Consider the following 20,700-nt stretch of genomic DNA (forward strand, 5'->3'; position numbering starts at 1 on the left):
CATTATATATGTTTTATAATAATAAAAAAGACATTGTCTTTTTATCAAAGACAATGCTTTTTTAGTTTTATACTTGTACTTGTTGTACTTGTAAAACTTTTAAAGTAAGATCTAGTACAATTTTTTCACGAAGAGTATCAAATGGTTCGTTTAGGTCTGTTGGACAAGGTGAAAAGTCTAATTCAAAAAATTGAGCGCTGACTAATTCGCAATACGGTTGTTCATTATAAAAAACTGTATTTTCGAAGAAGTATTTGTCTAAACGTGGTAGATCACCATTTTTAGGATTAATAAAGTGAGAAGTAGTATCTGAGGAAGCAGCCACTATAGCTAGTGATAGAAAATCACCAGCTGTTAAATCAGCAAAACCAGAAAATGGAACATTAGCAATGCGGTCATATAGCACTCCATTACACTCGTCATTTGCATATTCAATATTTTTACGAATATATCCTTGTACAAATAACTTTGCTCTTGTAACTCGACGGTAAGGTGTACCTGGTACTGGTTCGAATGCTACAGGAACTAACTTACATTGTGTTAAAAATGCATTTTTTAAGATACGTTTAATTTCAACCGCTGGAGGATCTAATGAAATATCAGATTCTACAACAATTTGAATTGTTCTTTCTGCTAATACAACCGGTATTTTTACAATTGGTGCTCCCGGAGTAGTAATTGGCGTTGCAGGTGCATCACTTAATGGTGTTTGGGTTTGTCCTACTACCTGACATGGTACATTAATTGGACATTGTTCACTCATATTTTATAATCTCCTTTATAATAAAATTTAGAGTTTTTTAACTCTCTTTACTGTATATGTACTTTTTCTATTAATGCGTGGGTTTGTATCATAGTCACTTTTATCAATTGCATAGTAAAAGCTTCAATTCCTCTTGATAGTTAAAAATACATAAATTAATATATGGAGCCTATACTGATATCTACCTATATAAAATAGAATTTCTCGACTTTTTTATGATAGAGCTAATAGGTGTTCCAAAATTAATTTTTCAAGAGTCTTTTATTCTATCTAACAAAGAATACATTTAATAAGAACCATCTGCCAACTTAATACTATCCACAAAACAGAACATCACGACTATTGTCCCCTTTATAAAAAATAAAAACCGGCTAAAAAAGCCGGTTTTTGTACTCAATAGATTATAAAATCTCCTTATTATTGAAATAATCATTTTATCCCCTAATATTTCCATAGGAGTTTTTAACAATGCTATCGAAACATTCCAGTCATTTGTCTTTCCCTTTTTAAATTCTTTATTTTGTACAACTCTTACAATCTCTGCTCATTCATCTATTATCCACAAAATAAGTATCATACGCCTTATCAAAAACATATCCTAGCTTTTCTGCTAGTTTGGCAGATGTCGTATTCGCTGCATCCCAGTTTGGGTATTTTCCCTTTTCTAAACAATCCAATATTAACGCTGCACTCACTACGGTCGCCAAACCTTTTCTTCTATGGTTCAGATCCGTCGCAACTTCAATTTCTATCCCCTTATCGTAAATACTATACGAGGATGCACCGCATATAACTTCTCCATTATACAAAATGCTATAACCTATACCTCGATTTAAATAATCTTCTACCGATTGAAATTGACTTGTAAAGTCTTCAGAAAGCTTATGTAGTGTAGAATTATTTGCAATATGCTCATCTATTCTTCTTAACTCGTATCCTTTTGGAAGTGTTGATATAAAAGATTGTAATTTTGAACGATTAAAAAATTCCGAATTACGTTTGAATTTATAGCGTAAAAACTTATCTATTTTTCTTTCATAAAATGTTTCTAAACGCTTTTTCCATTCTTCACTATTTACGATTACTAACATTTTTTCAGGAATATTACGTAATAACTCTTCTGCTTCTTTCACATTTGGATCTCCAGTATAAAATGTGAAAATCCCTACTGTAACTTGTGCTACTGTTGGATTTTCAAGATCGTTTACCCAGGCTCTTCCCATATGTCCTTGTAAATAAGAAAGTAATATAACATTATTAAAATCTTCGAACATGGAAACTAATTTTCTTCTAGTATGTATATTCGCTTCATATATCATTTACATTCCTGCTTTCTACAAATCAATATAACTCTACATTTTCATGAGGTAACTTATACCCTTTTTACACATCCATTTATTCGGCATACAAGCAAACACCCCTTAGACTTAACTTTCATATAATTATAAATTATTCACAAATACAAAATCATTATAACATCAAATCAAAAAATAAAAATTCACTTTTTCAATTTTAAAATATATATCTTATTATCCAAATAAAACATATTTATTGATGAAATTTTAACATATACCCAATCCAGTCGAATCACTGTAAGATTGATTTATAAATAAGCTTTTTAAGGGGGATTATAAAATGACTGATTTCTATTCTCGTCTTTCAAAAAGTGATGCCGCTCTTATGCGTATGGCTCATGGCGGGGTTCAACTAATGAACTGGTTTAGCGTTGCAGCAGAATTACAGCGTGACTGGCGAAATGATGTTGAAGGCTTTGGAGCTTTACTTGCTAAACACCTTCCAAGTTATCAAAATATCATAGGAAGCTATATGGGAGCTCAAAAGGAATTTAGTAAATAAATTACTCAACTTTTGATTAAACATGCTATCAAGTTTGGATAGCTATGTAAACACAATAAAAATAGCAACAGCTATGTACATAATTAAGAAAAGGGCTGCTTCAATAGCCCTTTTCTTAATTGCTTTATCAATATTGTATGCTCTTCCGTCACTTTATTTAAATCAATTACATACTATTCCCCTAGCTTTTCTGTAATGGCTTCTTTCATATTTTGCTGCAAAAGACCGCATTATAGGAGATTATCCATAACAAATCATAGTACAACTAACCACTCTATTTACTTCTAACACCGTACATATGACAAAAGTGATTTTCCCGCCGCTATAACGCTCCTATTATATGTAAAAACCCTCCTGTATTTTAAGAGGGTTAATCAATAGATACGTTATAACTCCTTCTTAGAAATAAAGGATTCCGTCTCACCATTTTTATATACTTTAGTCAATTTAACAACTGATTTGTACGTGTTATCATCATCGTTTATCATTTTTTTCAGCTCTTCTATTTCAGCATTACCAGTTCCACTCTCTATTTTTAAGCAGTTCGAAATGGAAAGGTATCCGCTTGATGCCAATATAAAAATAAAAATCGTATCAGGAAAATTAATAAATAACAATCCGTAGTTTAAAGGATCTCCAGCTGGATGCGATAAAAGCAGTCGAAAACCTACCAGTTCAGGCACTTGAACGAAATCTTTAGAAACAATTGCCTCACCTACTATAGTAATTTGCTTTACTACATTCCCGAGTTCATCTGTAAATTCAGTACATCTAGGTGGATTAATTGTGGTTGCTTGGAAAGACACATTTAATTCAGGATTGTTAAAATCAAAAAAGATTGTACTACCCGCCGTTAAACATTGCGGGCAAACATTTCCTAGCAAGCTAAAGTCCTCTTCAATAAATTTAACTTTCGTTTTACAACTACACACTTTTCCTATTCGAATCGCATCAATTTTTGAACAGTCTACAAATATTACCTCATTGTCTTCTTGTACAAATGATACAATGCCCTTCCTCTTGTTAAATGAAAGAAAATAAGATACATCGATTTCGTTTCCAGCTATTACGATACTTTCAACTTGAGTAAAAGGTTCTAGACTTTGTAAAAATTCACATATACTATTTTGGCAACACCCACAATTTCGTTTCGGCTCGCAATCCACTTACATTCAATCCTTTCCCTATATGTTTTTATCTAATACATATAATATGAGCGGAAGATAAGAAAAGGTTGGACAATATAATATTAACGTAAGGAGATAGTTAGCTACTCATTAGGTTAATAAGGGATTTACACCAATAATAAGTAATAACACATATTTTTTACTATAAATACATATAACAATTTCATCTTTCATGAAAAAAACGTTATAATAAAGGTGTAGCCTCTACGATTACGTTATAAAGGAGATTAAAACAATGGCTAAAATTAAAGTATATCAAGCAAAAGAAGAAAATATGGACGCAGTAAAAAACATCATTGATGTTGAGGAACAAAACCCAACTGCTGAAAACTTACAAAATCTATACGCATGTGTATTAGAAACTGAAGATATGGCATTGCCTGAATCATACATTGAAGAAGATATCTTAATTGATTCTATGGAAGTTATGGTTAATGCTTCTCAAAGCAAACTAAGAGACTTAGGTACATATGATGTAATCGAAGTTCAAAACAAAGGTAAAAAAACACAAATTTTATTATTAGCAGACGAAGAATACGAAATCATCGAAGGCTAATCTAACACCGTACATACGACAAAAGCTCCTTTCAAATTTGAAAGGAGCTTTTTCATTAAGATTTTGATGCTTCACTCTTTATATTCTTTTGTTCTTTCTGAAATACCATGCGTTCATTTCCCATAAAGAAAATGAATACGAATGCTAAACCAGCTGGTACCAATGCCCACATGAATGTTTGAACAATTGAACTAGAAAGAGCGTCAATAATTTTATCTAATATTTGTGGCGGAATTTGAGATCTAGCCGATTCTGATAAAATGGCTCTTGAATCTCCTACAGCATTTGAATTCATTCCCCCGCTCATACCTTTAAATGCTTCTTCTAATTGATCTTGGAAACCTGTTCTTTGGATCATTCCGAAGATGGTAATACCAAGTGTCATACCTAATGAACGAATAAAGTTACTCGTTGAGGTCGCAGATCCGCGCTGTTCCATACCGAAGTTGTGAATTGAAGCCATGCTTAGTACAGAGAATGAGAAACCAACTCCGAATCCGATAATAATCATGTAAACCGTTAATAATGCCCGACTTGTTTCTGGCGTTAACGTGCTTAATAAGAATAATCCGATTAGCATAATAACAGCAGAAATAATCATAATGTTTCGGTAGCTAAGCTTTGTCGTTAAAAATCCGCCTAACTGTGCTGTTACGACTGACCCTAACATCATCGGTAAAAGTAACAATCCTGAGTTTGTTGCAGTCCCACCATATACACCTTGAATAAATAACGGAATGTACACAGTTGCTGACATAAATGCAGCTCCGTAACATAATGCAATAATTGTACTCATTCCAAACAGACGTTGTTTAAACATCTCAAATGAAATGATTGGCTCTTCTACTTTTCGTTCGATATAAATAAATGCGATTATTAAAATAGCGAATCCAGCAAATAAACTTAAAATAAAGCTAGAATCCCAATCATATTTTTGTCCGCCAAGTTCAAGTGCAAACATTAAAGAAACTACTGCACCAACTAAAGTAATTGCGCCGAACCAATCAATTTTTTGTTTTTTATGAACTCGTGATTCTTTATAAAAGAATGTAATAAAAATAAGTGCTAAAATGCCAAGCGGTAAGTTAATATAAAATACCCAGTGCCAACTAATATAATCTGTAATATATGCGCCAAGTAATGGCCCGAAAATACTTGATAATCCAAATACTGCTCCGAATAATCCACCCATTTTCCCGCGCTTTTCAGGTGGAAAAATATCAAACACGATAGTAAACGCGATCGGCACTAATGCCCCGCCGCCAATACCTTGAATGGCACGATAAATGCCTAATTGTGTAATATTTTCAGCAGTCCCACAAAGTGCCGAACCAATCATAAAGACGATTAAACCGAAAATAAAGAATCTCTTTCTTCCATACATATCTGATAGTTTACCGAAAATCGGCATACCTGCCATTTCTGCGACCATATAGGCAGAAACGACCCATACAAAGTTTTCAAGACCTCCTAAGTCACCAACGATCGTTCCCATCGCTGTTACGACAATGGTATTATCCATTGATGCCATTAAAATACCTAGCAATAAGCCCGCCACAATAAAGCCAAGCTTATTATTCTTCTCAACCATATCTCTTGCTCTCCCTCGCATTACTTATATTTGTTTATGTTCTTTTACGACTGCATTACCTTTTTGGTTAAAACTAGTATGATATTCCACAACACTAATTTCACAGCCAGGACCAATTGTAACATTGTTTCCTCTTACTACTTCAGCAATTGTATGTTCTAAATAAATATCATCCCCTTCTACAATTGAAGTTTGGAGGTTTCCAGCATGACTAGTAAAAGGAATAAATCTTGATTTCTTACGCACTGTAATCTTTTTGCCACCGATTTCTCTTACTTTACTTCCTTCATAACGAAGTGAGATTTCAATATGTTCAGCATTAAGCAAACCATCACTTTCAAGACCACCAGTTAGTGATAATTCTTCTACTTCAATATCTCCCTTCACATTTAAAGCACCTTTCACATCTATGAAATCACCTGAAAACTTCCCTGTAACATCTATCATACCTCTAACTTTTGTTTTTTCAATATGAGCATCACCATGCATTTGTGTATTACCATATACTTTTACGTATGCTGCATCTACATTTCCTTGTACTTCACTATCTCCATACACGACATAGTTTATAACTTTCATATTGCCACGCACATCACTTGTGCCGTATGTTTTAAACTCATTACAACTCATATCATTCGTAATTGTTCCTTCACCGCGAATCTTCACTTTGTTATAATCTCCGCCCGCTGAATTACCGGAACCATTTACTGTGAGACTATGTTGATGTTCCATACTGATTACTCCCCTCCGTTAAACTTGCTTAATTTCTTTTACATTTGCGCTTTTATCAACAGTAATAACACCGCTATATTCGATCAGTTCAATCTCACAGTTCGGTCCTACTGTTACATTGTTTCCTCTTACTGTTTTTATGTGAGCATAATCAATATCGATATTGTCACCTTCTAACAATTCAGCTTCTAACTGCAAGCCAAATACTGATTTAAACAGTCTACTAAATGTACTCAATCTATGTCTTACTTTAATCGTTTGGCCGCCAATTTCTTTCGCTCTACATGTACCGTGAATATTTATATTAATCTCATCTGCGCTTAATAAACCACCGATTGTAAATTGTCCTTCTGAAGAAAAAATATCAACTTCACAATTCCCATCAATCGTCGCTTGACCGTTGATTTTAAATTCTTCACCCTTAACATTTCCACCTATCGTACCTTTTCCTGCAATTTTTAAACTATTCGCCTTTACATCTTGTGTAATTGTTGCTTTCCCATCAATTCGTATCGTTTCTGCATTAACTGTACCATCGACTTTACCTGATCCACTAATTCTTGCATTGCTACTGTTCAAATCACCAGTTACTGCACCATAACCATTACATTGAAATTCATCACATTCAACATTTCCGTTTACAGTGCCTTTTCCATTTAGTTGTACTTTATGAAATTCACCGCCATTGGATGAACCGTAACCATTTATAATTAAATTTTCTGTACGCATTATTTCTCCTCCACTACAACAGTTTAGTTTTTAATGCTTCGGTATACTTCATAATCGCTTCTCGTAAAACAATCTTCGTTCCCTTTTCAAAAATTAAATCCTCAATATTTGATACTAAGAAACATGTAGAAATTCCTATTTTTCGAATCATAACTAAATCACAATTTTTATGTTTGATTGCTTCATAATTTTCTCGTAAAACTTGCAGAACCATTTTACCTTCTTCTAAACTAACTTCTCCTGATTGTAGTAACTCTTCTAACATATACACATAAAGAATATCTACAAATCGAAAGTCTGCCGTTTTGTTCGTTTGCTCAATAAAAAATTGTAAAACAGGTTCTGATGTAATCCCTTTACGGATGAGATCTTCTTTCGTTAAAAGGATTTCTGTCACACTCGGTGAAAACATATTTGCTAATTCATCTAGTGATAAATCTTCTTTCATCGTTTGGATTTTATCAATACGCTCTAAAATCTTTTCTTTCGGAAAAAATGTCTCTTGACCAGTGAATGTTGACTTTCGTACAAACCAATCTTCCGGAATTAAATTTTTTCTCTTCCACCTATATAACTGTCCGTATGAAATACCTGTAAGCTCTAATAAATCTTTTTTTGAAATTAAATCTGTACTCAACTGTGTAACACTCCTTCCTAACAACAATGTAACATAACACTGTTACGCTGTAAATAGAATTAGACTACAAGTAGCGTAACAATGTGTAAAACAAACTTGTTTTACATAGAAAAAAGGCTCTGACACATCTTCTGAAAAATGCGTAAGAACCTTTATATATCAAGACTTAAACCATATTTCATAAAAATCAATCCAACCTTGCGAATTAATCATTATATTTTGTACTTTTTCATGTGTACTTACCTCTTGTTTGTTACGATATAAAGGAATAATATGAATTTGACGTAACAATGTGTCCTCAAGATCGCGTAACAGTGCAACTCTTTTCTCTACTTGTTCTTGTTTAAAATAAGGGGACAACATTTCGTGAAAGTTCATGCTGCTATGCCCATGAATAAAACTGTTTTTTGTCAGAAACATATATAGCAAACTATCTTCTATTCGTTCACTAATTGTTGCGCTATCATGCATGATATCAGCTTTTTGTATCGTACTTATTTGCAATAGTTCTTCTATTTCAAGAAAATTAATCTCTACACAAATTCCATACTTCGCACACTCTTTTTGTATCCATTGTGCATCTTCAACGTGATCTCGTCCTTTAAATGTATACAGTTGTAGCACTTCATTATGATAAATACTTCTTTTCATTAAACTTTCTATATCTTCCTCTATCTCTACTATGCTGGCCTTTGCTGATATTAGTTCCTTTGCCACTTCTCCACGTTCTCCACCGAGTTCTTGAACGATTATATCGCCATGAATGATTTTATATAACGCTTTCCGAAATAACTTATCTTGCATTGGTCCTTCTTTCGTAAGATTGCATGTTACATAAGTCACGTTCGACTCAAGTCGAGACAGTTCTTTATTATGTTTCTCTTTATCTTTATACTGTGCCTTTACTAAAACATCATATGTATCTACACTTTGTTCTACATTCCACAACTCAACGCGATCTAGAAAAGGTCTCTCACGAAAATATAAATGATGCGCTTCCAGTATAAACAGATCTTCATTACTTTTGTATAACTGAAAAGGTCCTGTCCCCATTAATTTTCCTGCTTCATCTTCACTTACGATAGAACACTGTTCTAAACTTAGCATATGTAAAAACATCATATTTTCCGTATGTAATTTAATTTCTAAAACATATTCACCTACTGCATGAAAACTTTCCACATGCTGTAACATCCATGCGTGCGGGTTGTCTACAGCTGTCATAAATCGATTCAATGAATATATAACATCATGTGCAGTAAGGCGTTTTCCATTATGAAAGTGAACTCCTTTTCGTAAATAAAATGTCCATATTTTTTCCTCATCATTATATTCCCAGTGAAAAGCAAGTCTCGGCTCAATAGCAGTTCTTTCTTCATTGATATATACGAGTGTATCAAAAATATGTTTAACCATATGACATTCCGAGCGCATTGTAGCGTAAACTGGATCTAAAGCGATGTCCAGATTCATTTGTACTTGTAAACGGAGTACATCTTTTCTCCCTTCAGAAGTCATTTCAATTTTATGACCAAATATAGAATCAACCCAAGACTGGTATTCTCCCTTTACTGATGGAAAATGTGCGCTATAGCGTTCCACAAATGAGATCCCGCTTTTCACATCCCCTTTTTTCGTTATTTCTTTTCCTCTATCTAAAATCAATGGTGCCGGATTCTTTTTAAATATTAATTTAGAACGATTTCCTCTCCCGCGACCTGGAAACCAAACGATCCAATGTAACTCTTCTAATTTTTTTATAATTAATTTACTATTACGCTCTGTACAAAATAAAGTTTCAGATATATTTTGCACTGTTATCTCTAATTGTTCTCCTTCTCGTTTCCCTTTCCCATAGGCAAACCATAATTCAATGTATTGATCTAAAATAAACATCATAATCCCCCTAAAAGGTGAAAAATACTCCCTTTTATTTCTACCCTTTTTCCATTTCTCCTTTCATCTTATCATTTCAATATAGAAAGGAGGAAATCAAATTGAAGCATCTCTTACTACGTTACAATAAACCTATTATCATTAGACTGTGTGGTGAATTATTAACCCGAACAACGGAATCAATGTTAGCCCTCATTATGATTATATACGTTAATAAGATGTTAAACGGCAATATAATGATGACTATGCTTATTTTCGGACTACAACCACTTTCAGACATTGTCTTTACACTTATTGCTGGAGGCGTTACTGATAAATATGGGAGAAAAAAAATTATGTTACTCGGCCTATTGCTGCAAGGTGTTGCAATCGGTAGTTTTATTTTTGCTCAATCCATTTTTATATTTGCACTGTTATACGTTATTAATGGTATTGGTCGTTCTTTATACATTCCAGCTCAACGTGCGCAAATTGCCGATTTAACAAAACAAAAGCAGCAAGCAGAAATTTTTGCTCTCCTGCAAACGATGGGAGCAATTGGATCCGTAATCGGTCCTTTAATTGGTGCTATCTTTTATACTACTCACCCTGAATATTTATTTATGATGCAAAGTATTACACTTATGATATATGCAATAGTTGTTTGGACGCAGCTCCCAGAAACTGCTCCAGCAATTACAACGCCAAAACAAAAACTTGAAGTAGCATCATCTCCAAAACAATTTGTACGCAAACATTACGCTGTATTTGGACTTATGGCTTCTACACTTCCTATTAGCTTTTTCTATGCACAAACGGAAACAAATTATCGTATTTTCGCAGAACATGTATTTCCGAATTTCGTATTCATACTCGCATTTATTTCAACTTGCAAAGCCATTTTGGAAATCATTCTACAAATTTTCCTCGTAAAATGGTCTGAACGATTTTCCATGACGAAAATCATCCTTATTTCTTACGCCTGCTATACGATAGCCGCAATTGGCTACGGGCTTTCAGCAACAATCTCGTCACTATTTTTCACATTACTATTTTTAGTCATTGGAGAAAGTATTGCTTTAAACCATTTATTGCGATTCGTTTCAGAGATCGCTCCTACAGATAAACGTGGATTGTATTTTTCGATTTATGGCATACACTGGGATATATCTCGAACGTGCGGTCCTGTTATTGGTGCAGTATTATTAAGTAAACTAAACGGTAATATGCTATTTTATATTTGTGCATGTTTCTTAATAGTTGGAGGTATTGTTCAGGCACTTTTTGTTCAAAATTTAGAACGTAAAAAAATAAAGGGAAATGTCCAAAAAGATAATTCGCAACATACCCCTCAAGTTTTATAGGATGCTACTTTTTTAATAAATCGATATCTCTTATTGGATGAATTATAAAAAACGTCATCCTTCCCTATAAATCTATAGGCAGATAGCGTTTTTTTACTTGCTTTGTATTTTTTTCAAAAATATAATTGAATTATTTCGCCATATGAAAGTATGTATCATAAGGTCGGAAACATACCTTGTTTACAATTGAATACACCTCACTTTTAAAATAAGTGAGGTGTTCTGGAGATTATTTGATTTTTTATCCTGCCATTTTATTAATACTATCCTCTGGCGAAAATACCGAAATATGATCTACCTTACCGATCGATTTTGGAATGATGAATTTTAACTCGAACTGATTGTTTACTTTATATACATATATTTGATCTTCACCATTTACTTTAACTGAAGTTGGTTTTCCTAACGCCTTTTCAATTTCTTTTAATGTAATTGATTCTAGTTCTGTTTGATACGAACGTACATCAAAAACTTGTGATCCTTTATTAAAACCGAAGACAACATTTTTATTTGTAAAGGTTGCGTACATTCCGCTCCCTGCTTGTTCTGTTTTATCTGCTTTCCCCCATGCTTTTTCTATTTCTTCGATATCTCCTGTATGAGCAGCAAATGGAACATTAGGTACTTTCCCTTCTTTCGCTAGTTCAAATAATTCTTTAACATAGTTAATTGATTTTTGGTTAAGAGTTGGACTTTTTGAATCTGGCCCTGTCGAAGGTTTTGTTGAATCTTGATTTTTGGGGTTATTCGCTGACTCGTTCTCTTTTTGAGGTGCAGTTCCTTCATTCTTTTGTTCCGTATTTTTTTCAGATGTTGGGTTCGTCTGTTTCTTTTCCTCATTATTCGTACAAGCCATCAATGTTAATACACATGTTAAAGTGAACAATATTCTCAAATGCGCTTTCATTCTTTACTACCTCCCATTCGTAAACACTCTATAACATGATTTTTATCTTACATTGATTTCAAACAGGTTGAGATGTGTTGTTTTTCCTTACTATACACCTTCTCTTCTTACATGCTTTATCCTTCTTCTGTCACCTTGAATAAAGTACGTCACAAAAACGCAAAAAACCAACAGAAACTACGTAACATTTCCCTGCTGGTCTCATATTTTTAAGGTTTGAAATTTAATTACATCATTTCTTATTAGTAAACATATGATTCTCTCTACTCTTGTTTTAATGAAGTTGTATAATTTTTCTTTATAATATCTTTTATATGTATGATAAACGATATAAGGAATATCACTGCTAATACACCATTTATCCAATAATATGTATTTTCTTCTGTGTATTTATTATAAAACGATTGAACATTAAATAATAACAGAAACAGAGAAAACAAAGCAGAGCTTGCTAGCATGCCAAAACTTTTCACGAAATTCACCTCTTTTCTAAAATTTATGACCTTTATAATAATACATTTATATAAAAAGATTTTAAAATAATAGATGAACTTATCTATACTTTAGTATAAATTAAAAAGAACCTGAAATAATACAGATTCTTTCCAAAATAACATATGTAGATAAGCTTTAAAAGCAAAACTAAGAGGTAAGTCTTACTTTCTTTACGTATGTAGAAATCGTACTTTTTACAGTTTCAAAATTATGAGCAAATGTATTATCTCCACTCAGTGCCGTTATACATGTTAAACTTGCCGCTTTAATAAAATGTTTTACATCTACAAGCATTGAATTAGCCCCCATGAATTTAATTATGCTCATTATAACAGATGTATTCCGATTGAAACATGGAAGAAATAAACAACCCTTCGGAAAATTCCATTTTCCCTCAACTTTTTAGCATACAACATACATGTACCTTTATTATATAATTAAAAAGCTGTCCAATATTGGACAGCTTCAAATATGTATATTACACTTCGATTGACTTACCATCTTCTACAATATGATAAAGTAAGTGCGCTAAATGATGAATTGGACCATATTCTTCCTCTTCTTCATTTGTTTCACCTTGGAATTCAAGATCATTTAAGTATAATGCTAAAAATTGATAGTATAATTTCAAATCAAATCCGTAGCAAGCACTTGGCTCTTCGTGATCTCCTTCATATTGTAACATTAAGTATTGATCATTTCCTTCTGCATCTTCTGCGTCAAAGAATACGAAGAAACCAACGTTTGTATCTAAATCAAATAGATGACGAGTACCTTTTTCTGTTGCTTTATTGAAGTCCTCTTCACTTAATTTATGTACTGTTGTCGCTTTTGCATTATCTTCTTGATGGAAATTTACTGTATATGATTTCAATGCTGACACCTCCTGATTGTATAACAGTAGCATAACAGATTAGGCCATATAATTCAAAGGGACTGCTTACAAATGTAAACAGCCCCCTGTATTCATTTTCGCATTGCCCGGAATATAAGGCTTACGATGAAAATCAAAATAATCGCACCTATTAAGGCTGGAACAATCGCATATCCACCTATAATAGGTCCAAATTTACCAAGCAACGCTGTACCAAGCCAAGAACCGACAATACCAGCAATAATATTACCAATTACACCGCCAGGTACATCCCTTCCAGTAATTAAGCTTGCAAACCAACCTAATATACCACCGACAATTAAAGACCAAATCATATGATAACCTCCTTTATAATTCACCAATCAAAATATAATCAGGAACAATTGCTTACCATTAGTTATGTTTCATTTTTCATAAGTTATTCATACAGCTTAACTATTAGATTATTTGAGAACGAAGCTCACTGGACAAATGATTTTACAACTTCACATTTTACATATTAAGGACAATCAGGCTTTAATATCGTCCTCATAAATTCTTCTTTAAAAGCTGGATAATTAAAACCAACCGCAATTTTTTGGACAGGCCTATTATCAAACGTCGTTGGCTTAGCTATTTTTCTAAAATCCGCAACACTTTGTCCTCTCGTTACATCATTCGTCGTACTAATCCAAACTGCTGATTTTTTATATTCAAAAATATCATCATTTATAAACGAAATAAACGGCAGTAAATCATGAATAGGACTCCCAGTAATACCCGGGTATTCCTTTTTATAAAAGTTTTCATAATAAAAATCGATCATTGGTTTAATGAGTTTCGCCTGTCCCGTTCCTTCTTTATTAATAATATCAAGCATTTCAGGAGTAATAAGCGCAGCCTGTGTTACATTTAACGGATATATAGTAGCGTTCTGTGCATACTTCATAACAATATTCGCCGCAATTGGATCGCCATAAAAATTCGCTTCAGACACGGGTGTAACATTACCTGGAAATAAGAAAGCGCCTCCCATAATATAATAAGAACAAATACGATTCATTACATTTGGATATAATAAAAATAACGTTGCAAGTGTTGTTAATCTTCCTGTCGCCACAATAACTATATCTTCTGGACAAGGCTCAATTAATTTAATTAATTCACAAAAATTTTCCCGTTTACAAATTCTCATTTCAGGTGGAATAATTGGCCCTAAACCGTGATCCCCATGAATTTCCGGGAAGAATAAAGGCTTTTCAGCTGTCATTGGTCTAGCTGCACCTTCGATGATTTTCACTTCTGTAGCATAGTATTTTTCTAAAAAATATACATTCTCTGTAACGATTTCTCGCGATACATTCCCATACTCTGCGACAATTCCTATAATATCTAATTTACAAGTTTTATTTGCATAAATTAACGCAACTGCATCGTCAATACCAAAGTCTCCAAAAAAGATAATTTTCTTATTAACAATCCTCACCTCTCTTCAGCATAATCTACTATTATTATTATGTGAAAAAGACAAGGCGGTGAAACGATGCAAACTAAAAAAGCCGCCTATTTATTGGCGACTTCAATCTTTTTATAAGACAAATATGCTAATACATTCTTACTTGAATCGTATTTTGGATTGTTTCCTTTTCTCGGTTCTCTCATATGCGTTTTTTCAAATCCAGGAATGTCCGGCATTTTCTCCATAAATTCAAGCATTTCTTCTTCAGTTCCTTCAATACGTACGCGAATCATTATTGCAATTCCTCAATTCTCATTTTCTCAGTACTAAGTATAACGCACTTTGAAAAGACTTCAAGAAATTTATCTTTTTAATGTTGTACTTTTTTTACAAATAAACATAGCCATTTCAGTATAGAACGACTTTACTTTATTATTTTCAAATAGAATATGAAAGTATTCCTTCATTTCGTTTGGTGTTTTCATCATACACTCTGTTAATTTTTCACGCTTTTGCATAGGTACTTCCAGCATGTCACACCACCAGTCGAAATCAAACTTTTTATCAAAAGTGAAGCATGACTGCATTTGCAGACCATTTTTTTCTAATAAAGTAATCCATTCTGTCTTTTTCAAAGCTCTTTCATGACTCGGATCACGCTTTTTTTCTATAAAATTATAAAATGTATCATATTCATTATTTTCTGGCGAAACATTATCTATTAAAATAAATAATCCATCATCTTCTAACGTTCGATTTACTTCATAAATAAATCGCGTCGGATTTGTAAAATGATGTGCTGCAATCCTGCATGTAATTGTATCAAATGCTTTATCAGCAAATGGCAATTTTTCAGCATGTCCAACGATAAAAGATACATTGTCATGCCCATTACCTAAAATGAATTTTTTCGCATTCTCTAACATTTTTTCAGTTAAATCTAATGCAACTACTTCTTTAAACAATGGTGCTAATAAATTTGCAACATGTCCACCACCAGTAGCAATATCAAGAAGACGATTATTATGACGAGGTTCAACTTGTTGAACTACATATTGTAAATCCAATCCTTTAGCATGAATTTTACTTTTTACATACTTTTCTGCATTATTACCAAACTGTTGTTTCATAAGCTCTTCCTTACTCATTTTATCATCTTCCTTCTATTGTTATTAACATATATGATTCATATAATAATTAAAGTTCTCTTTATGTATTTTCAAATCCTCTTTTCAGCTCACCTCTTGTAATACAGACAGACCGTCGTCAAAATGATATGAATATTACTTTAAAACAAAAAAGGTTATGGGAACTAATCCCCTAACCCAACTAAATATCTATTACATTTTTATTTCCTTATATATATCTATGTAATATAAATCCTCTTTCAACTTCATAATAACTTCTACTTCATTATAAGTAGCCTCTCGAGCATGTAAACCAAATTGATTCATGCCAATCCATATCCATCCAGGTGTATGATGAAGTATATCGATATTAAAACCATCTAACTTAGTAAGCTCCGATTTAATAAATTTATCTTTAATAGCGATTTGTTTGTCTATTAAGCCATATTCTTTTCCATTTTCAAATAGCGATATAATTTTCCCTAAAATCGGATGTTCCCGAACAATAAAATGATATTCCCTTTCATCTACATTCGCCACAATCAAACGAAAATCAGATATATCAGTCCCCAAATTCGGCATATTCATTTTTTCACCCCCTTAATTAGCTTCACTAATATCATAACAAATGAATATTTAAATAAAGTTAATAAAATGTAAAAAATAAAAAAGCTGACTTCCCTTTAGGAATCAGCCTTTATATTTTAGTTACCTTTATACTTTTACAACCTATTACAATGTTTCCTTTTCCTCATCATTTCCAGAAACTAAATTTCCTATAGCATCTGCCGTTACTTCTACCACAAATTCACAAATACCTGCTACAACTTCTCCAATTACTTCATCCATCTTTTTCCCTCCTTATTTTATGTAACTTATTTGTAGTATAGAAGAGATTGGTTATTTTTAACTATCGGAAAAGGTGACAAAAACATTACAGATTTGTAAGCTATTTCAACATGCTAACATTTTTACTTCTACCTTTTGAAACCCAAAGTATGATTAACAGGTATATAGGCCACCATAATATAAAGCAAGTAATACATTCGATAGAGGAGGCGTGCAAAATCTATTACGTAAAATTAATTAAAGGAAAATCATTCTATGCGTTTGATCATCGTTACTTAGTGTCTGAAGAAGAAGAGGTTTCAGAAAAAATTTATAATTACTTACGACGTAATGAATTTTTCGAAGTTCGTAAAGAAGAATATTCTGCTTAATGTAGGAAGGGCATCAAGAAATAAACCACATACTCGTGGTTCTCTTCTTGATACTTTTATATTATTCCCCTATATTCAACCCTATTCTATTACTATCTTCTAATATACGTCCAATCTAATCCGTCATTACCTTCATATTTTAATATATGAGGAGGTGACAACCATAACTCATATCATTGATTACCAAGCTATTCAGCCAATAAATAAAACTGACGCAACTACTTTTACAATTCCCGATTCCCCAAACAAAGCAATTCTAGCAAATATTGAATTAAAAATTCCAATAAAAGATTCACGTGATAATCGAGTAGAATTAATTGCTACAGTTGGAGTTAAAGGTATAACTGATATATCACAAATATTGTTTAGGGTTTTCCGTAACAACATTGAAATTTTCAACACACAAGTAAGTATTAGATCTACAGATTCTGAACAATATTACGTTGAAACATTTCAAACAATTAATAAAAATATAAGCTGTGGGATTCACGAATACACTTTAACTGTGGAAAATTTAACAAGTGCTGCAAGTGCAGATGTTATTGGCCCCCTCACCTTTAGTGCATTAGCAATTGGACAAGGTCATAATAGTTATTAAGCAACTCTATTTACAAAGTGTATTTTAGAAAAGTGAGACGTACTATTACGCTCTTGCTTTTTTTATTTTTTATATGTAATTAATTCAAAGTTCATTTTATTTTTAATGCTTATTTCATCAACTCATAAATCCAATTTTCGCCAAATCAAAAAGATTGAAATCCACTAATGAAACACGTAATATAGACTCTGACTCGAAAAAAGTTCGTAAAAAAATACTACGTAAATAAGGAGGTTTTATATACGAGTTTTTCACTTTAAAAGACGGAGAGGTTTTACATTATGTGGCGTAATAAAAATGTTTGGATCGTTTTAATTGGGGAGTTTATTGCTGGTCTAGGTTTATGGCTTGGTATTCTTGGCAACTTAGAATTTATGCAAAAATATGTCCCTTCTGATTTTATGAAATCAGTTATATTATTTATCGGACTATTAGCAGGTGTTATCGTTGGTCCAATGGCTGGTCGGGTCATCGATCAGTATGATAAGAAAAAAGTTCTTCTTTATGCTGGGTTTGGTCGGGTTTTAAGTGTTATTTTTATGTTTTTCGCTATTCAATTTGAAAGTATAGCCTTTATGATCGCCTTTATGGTTGCACTTCAAATTTCAGCCGCATTTTATTTCCCTGCATTACAATCTGTAATTCCACTCATCGTACGTGAACATGAGTTATTACAAATGAACGGTGTACATATGAATGTTGGTACAATCGCTCGTATTGCAGGTACTTCACTAGGTGGAATTCTTTTAGTTGTAATGAGTTTACAATATATGTATGCCTTCTCAATGGCTGCATATGCTCTATTGTTCCTTTCAACTTTCTTTCTACAATTTGAAGATAAAAAATCAACAGTGCCAAGTAAACAGGCTGCAAAAGATAATAGTTTTATGGAAGTATTTCGTATTTTAAAAGGAATTCCTATTGCTTTCACAGCACTTATATTAAGTATCATCCCACTATTATTTATTGCTGGTTTTAATTTAATGGTTATTAACATTAGTGAAATGCAACATGATCCAACGATTAAAGGATTCATATATACAATTGAAGGTGTTGCATTTATGTTAGGTGCCTTCGTTATTAAACGTTTATCTGATCATTTTAAACCTGAAAAATTACTATATTTCTTCGCAGTTTGTACCGCTTTTGCACACCTTTCATTGTTCTTTAGCGATATAAAATGGATGGCTCTTACATCATTTGGTTTGTTTGGCTTTAGTGTCGGCTGTTTCTTCCCTATTATGTCGACAATTTTCCAAACGAAAGTAGAAAAAAGCTATCACGGCCGCCTCTTCTCATTCCGTAATATGTTTGAGAGAGTTATGTTCCAAATTGTCTTACTTGGAACTGGCTTCTTCTTAGATACGATTGGGTTGCAATATATGGTTCTCATCTTCGGAGTCGTTTCGTTGTTGATTATTTCTATTTCCCTTTCTAAACAGAAACATTATGAAAAACAACCTTCGCAATCTGCGAATTTATAACGTAAACATTATTGGGCATGGATTCAGTTTTATACTGGGCCATGCCTTTTTGTTTTATAAAAAACCATTTAATATGTTAAGTGAAACGATTTAAAGGAGTCCCCCTTTCGCTTTCGAATATAGTATATAAATAATAAATAAAGGAGTTGCGAAAATGTATGATGGCATGCAGTTATTTATTATCTTTATTTTTGTAATAGTTATATTTAGCATCCTAAACTTTTTAACCATTTCCCTTTCTCAACATAGCTTTAAAAGGCGAATTGTGGCAGGTTTCGTTTTCTTATTGTTAACTCCCATTGTCTTTTTGACTACTACAGCATTCGCTTCTTTATTCGATAAAAGTGGATTTAGCGTAGGTACGTTAGCCTTTATTATTGCAAGTGTATATATTTTAAATGGAATAGTCATCCTACTTTCCTCCTCATTTATCCTCAAAAAGGCATAGCAAAAATTATACTGATAGGCATGAAAAACTAGTATTACGGTAAATTCATGTCTTTTATTTTTGCTATGCTTTTCCCAATTTTTATGTGAAATTAAGTAATTCTTTAAAAAAATTTAAACTTTATTTATTACAATATTTCTATCGTATTCGCACGTTTATTAGCCATAATAAGAAAGGAGCACAAAATGAAAAAATATCTACTTATATTTCCTATACTGATCGTTTTACTTAGTGGCTGCAACAAGAATGATATATACGGTTCTTGGGAAGTCGTTGACAATAAAAACGGTGAATGTCCTGTATATTATAAATTTGAAACAGTTGTCAAAAAAGAAAATAAAGAGGAAATTGTTCAAAATTTAGTAGAAATGCAAACTACAAATAAAAAAGAAGATTTATATAAAGGTTCATTTGTCAAAAATTCTACTGTATATCACATTGATTATGGCAACTCATTTACATCAGATCAAACTTTAAAGGTTGTCGATGATACATTAAATGTATATTTTTTGACAACTGAAAAATTATGTACATATAAAAAGAAATGATTACATTTCAGATGAGACGCAGGAAATATTTTCTGCGTTATTTCACTTTAGAAAGCTTTCTCAAAAACATTTCCCTCTTTTTAATCTTTTAATTTGAATGTATAATTACTTAATAATCTAAATAATTTCACTGTGAGGTGCTTATTATGAGAAGTTTAAGTTCCTTACTTATATCAACAATTTGTCCCGTCATCCTAATCCGCGTAGAAAGATATAATAGACATTTCAATTAACCATTCTAGCCTATATACAGCTTCCTCTTTCAAAATA

24 protein-coding genes and 1 pseudogene are annotated in these 20,700 nt (G+C 32.5%); 8 read left to right on the forward strand and 17 right to left on the reverse strand.

Going from position 1 to position 20,700, the window contains the following annotated elements; translation table 11 throughout:
- Positions 1–67: 67 nt before the first annotated feature.
- Positions 68–763 carry a CsxC family protein gene (locus ACS2MN_RS04615; protein WP_001294998.1) on the reverse strand — a complete coding sequence of 232 codons (696 nt, stop codon included), beginning with the start codon at positions 761–763 and terminating at the stop codon, positions 68–70.
- Between the two features lie 548 nt (positions 764–1,311).
- Positions 1,312–2,082 (reverse strand): GNAT family N-acetyltransferase, encoded by a 771-nt coding sequence (locus ACS2MN_RS04620; protein WP_000638739.1) that lies wholly within the window; start codon positions 2,080–2,082, stop codon positions 1,312–1,314.
- A 340-nt stretch (positions 2,083–2,422) separates the two neighbouring features.
- Here ACS2MN_RS04620 and ACS2MN_RS04625 point away from each other — a divergent pair.
- Positions 2,423–2,620 (forward strand): annotated as a pseudogene (locus ACS2MN_RS04625) (isochorismatase hydrolase); the annotation flags it as partial.
- Between the two features lie 386 nt (positions 2,621–3,006).
- Here the strand turns inward: ACS2MN_RS04625 and ACS2MN_RS04630 are convergent.
- Positions 3,007–3,786: a BC_2878 family exosporium-associated protein gene (locus tag ACS2MN_RS04630; RefSeq protein ID WP_438894663.1), complete on the reverse strand. Its 780-nt coding sequence runs from the start codon at positions 3,784–3,786 to the stop codon at positions 3,007–3,009.
- Between the two features lie 256 nt (positions 3,787–4,042).
- Between ACS2MN_RS04630 and ACS2MN_RS04635 the strand changes: the two genes are divergently transcribed.
- Positions 4,043–4,363 carry a hypothetical protein gene (locus ACS2MN_RS04635; protein WP_001062729.1) on the forward strand — a complete coding sequence of 107 codons (321 nt, stop codon included), beginning with the start codon at positions 4,043–4,045 and terminating at the stop codon, positions 4,361–4,363.
- A gap of 55 nt (positions 4,364–4,418) precedes the next feature.
- On the opposite strand, the gene ACS2MN_RS04640 is transcribed toward ACS2MN_RS04635, so the two are convergent.
- From ACS2MN_RS04640 to ACS2MN_RS04660, 5 genes are all read right to left on the reverse strand, one after another.
- Positions 4,419–5,954, reverse strand: coding sequence for an MDR family MFS transporter (locus tag ACS2MN_RS04640; RefSeq protein ID WP_000229597.1), 1,536 nt, complete (start codon positions 5,952–5,954; stop codon positions 4,419–4,421).
- A gap of 24 nt (positions 5,955–5,978) precedes the next feature.
- Entirely contained in the window at positions 5,979–6,686 is a 708-nt protein-coding gene (locus ACS2MN_RS04645) for a cytoplasmic protein (protein WP_098806207.1), read from the reverse strand.
- Between the two features lie 18 nt (positions 6,687–6,704).
- Positions 6,705–7,415 (reverse strand): bactofilin family protein, encoded by a 711-nt coding sequence (locus tag ACS2MN_RS04650; protein ID WP_001258572.1) that lies wholly within the window; start codon positions 7,413–7,415, stop codon positions 6,705–6,707.
- A 13-nt stretch (positions 7,416–7,428) separates the two neighbouring features.
- Complete coding sequence (locus tag ACS2MN_RS04655) at positions 7,429–8,052, reverse strand: YhbD family protein (protein ID WP_000102264.1); 624 nt, start codon at positions 8,050–8,052, stop codon at positions 7,429–7,431.
- Positions 8,053–8,211: 159 nt separating this feature from the next.
- Complete coding sequence (locus ACS2MN_RS04660; RefSeq protein WP_098806209.1) at positions 8,212–9,948, reverse strand: SgrR family transcriptional regulator; 1,737 nt, start codon at positions 9,946–9,948, stop codon at positions 8,212–8,214.
- 101 nt (positions 9,949–10,049) lie between these two features.
- Here ACS2MN_RS04660 and ACS2MN_RS04665 point away from each other — a divergent pair, with 101 nt between their 5' ends.
- On the forward strand, positions 10,050–11,291 hold the full coding sequence (locus ACS2MN_RS04665; RefSeq protein ID WP_098955385.1) for an MDR family MFS transporter: 1,242 nt from the start codon (positions 10,050–10,052) through the stop codon (positions 11,289–11,291).
- Positions 11,292–11,532: 241 nt separating this feature from the next.
- Here the strand turns inward: ACS2MN_RS04665 and ACS2MN_RS04670 are convergent, their stop codons facing one another.
- From ACS2MN_RS04670 to ACS2MN_RS04710, 9 genes are all read right to left on the reverse strand, one after another.
- Positions 11,533–12,198 (reverse strand): YjgB family protein, encoded by a 666-nt coding sequence (locus ACS2MN_RS04670; RefSeq protein WP_098072334.1) that lies wholly within the window; start codon positions 12,196–12,198, stop codon positions 11,533–11,535.
- 263 nt (positions 12,199–12,461) lie between these two features.
- A complete protein-coding gene (locus tag ACS2MN_RS04675; RefSeq protein ID WP_000834516.1) occupies positions 12,462–12,671 on the reverse strand; it encodes a hypothetical protein in 210 nt (69 codons plus the stop codon).
- 169 nt (positions 12,672–12,840) lie between these two features.
- The gene (locus ACS2MN_RS04680; RefSeq protein WP_000959555.1) at positions 12,841–12,987 is read right to left on the reverse strand and encodes a hypothetical protein; all 147 of its coding nucleotides are present in this window, start codon (positions 12,985–12,987) and stop codon (positions 12,841–12,843) included.
- A gap of 184 nt (positions 12,988–13,171) precedes the next feature.
- Positions 13,172–13,567, reverse strand: coding sequence for a hypothetical protein (locus tag ACS2MN_RS04685; RefSeq protein ID WP_000844593.1), 396 nt, complete (start codon positions 13,565–13,567; stop codon positions 13,172–13,174).
- 92 nt (positions 13,568–13,659) lie between these two features.
- A complete protein-coding gene (locus ACS2MN_RS04690; protein ID WP_438894664.1) occupies positions 13,660–13,902 on the reverse strand; it encodes a GlsB/YeaQ/YmgE family stress response membrane protein in 243 nt (80 codons plus the stop codon).
- Between the two features lie 164 nt (positions 13,903–14,066).
- Positions 14,067–15,032: a nucleoside hydrolase gene (locus ACS2MN_RS04695; RefSeq protein ID WP_346994541.1), complete on the reverse strand. Its 966-nt coding sequence runs from the start codon at positions 15,030–15,032 to the stop codon at positions 14,067–14,069.
- 77 nt (positions 15,033–15,109) lie between these two features.
- On the reverse strand, positions 15,110–15,298 hold the full coding sequence (locus ACS2MN_RS04700; protein ID WP_000621879.1) for a DUF3970 family protein: 189 nt from the start codon (positions 15,296–15,298) through the stop codon (positions 15,110–15,112).
- A gap of 69 nt (positions 15,299–15,367) precedes the next feature.
- Positions 15,368–16,153, reverse strand: coding sequence for a class I SAM-dependent methyltransferase (locus ACS2MN_RS04705; RefSeq protein ID WP_000031294.1), 786 nt, complete (start codon positions 16,151–16,153; stop codon positions 15,368–15,370).
- A 192-nt stretch (positions 16,154–16,345) separates the two neighbouring features.
- A complete protein-coding gene (locus ACS2MN_RS04710) occupies positions 16,346–16,714 on the reverse strand; it encodes a hypothetical protein (RefSeq protein WP_346994549.1) in 369 nt (122 codons plus the stop codon).
- 485 nt (positions 16,715–17,199) lie between these two features.
- On the opposite strand from ACS2MN_RS04710, the gene ACS2MN_RS04715 reads away from it, so the two are divergent.
- The 5 genes from ACS2MN_RS04715 (at position 17,200) to ACS2MN_RS04735 (ending at position 20,430) form a co-directional block, all read left to right on the forward strand.
- Positions 17,200–17,352, forward strand: coding sequence for a YqbF domain-containing protein (locus tag ACS2MN_RS04715; RefSeq protein ID WP_079996667.1), 153 nt, complete (start codon positions 17,200–17,202; stop codon positions 17,350–17,352).
- A gap of 163 nt (positions 17,353–17,515) precedes the next feature.
- Positions 17,516–17,950, forward strand: a complete 435-nt coding sequence (locus ACS2MN_RS04720; protein ID WP_033657360.1) for a hypothetical protein — start codon at positions 17,516–17,518, stop codon at positions 17,948–17,950.
- 281 nt (positions 17,951–18,231) lie between these two features.
- Positions 18,232–19,434 carry an MFS transporter gene (locus ACS2MN_RS04725; RefSeq protein ID WP_000269230.1) on the forward strand — a complete coding sequence of 401 codons (1,203 nt, stop codon included), beginning with the start codon at positions 18,232–18,234 and terminating at the stop codon, positions 19,432–19,434.
- A gap of 154 nt (positions 19,435–19,588) precedes the next feature.
- The gene (locus ACS2MN_RS04730) at positions 19,589–19,882 is read left to right on the forward strand and encodes a hypothetical protein (protein WP_087951064.1); all 294 of its coding nucleotides are present in this window, start codon (positions 19,589–19,591) and stop codon (positions 19,880–19,882) included.
- A gap of 185 nt (positions 19,883–20,067) precedes the next feature.
- Positions 20,068–20,430 (forward strand): hypothetical protein, encoded by a 363-nt coding sequence (locus tag ACS2MN_RS04735; protein WP_088054777.1) that lies wholly within the window; start codon positions 20,068–20,070, stop codon positions 20,428–20,430.
- Positions 20,431–20,700 lie beyond the last annotated feature (270 nt).

The organism is Bacillus cereus group sp. BceL062 (assembly GCF_051780025.1).
Lineage (GTDB): Bacteria > Bacillota > Bacilli > Bacillales > Bacillaceae_G > Bacillus_A > Bacillus_A toyonensis.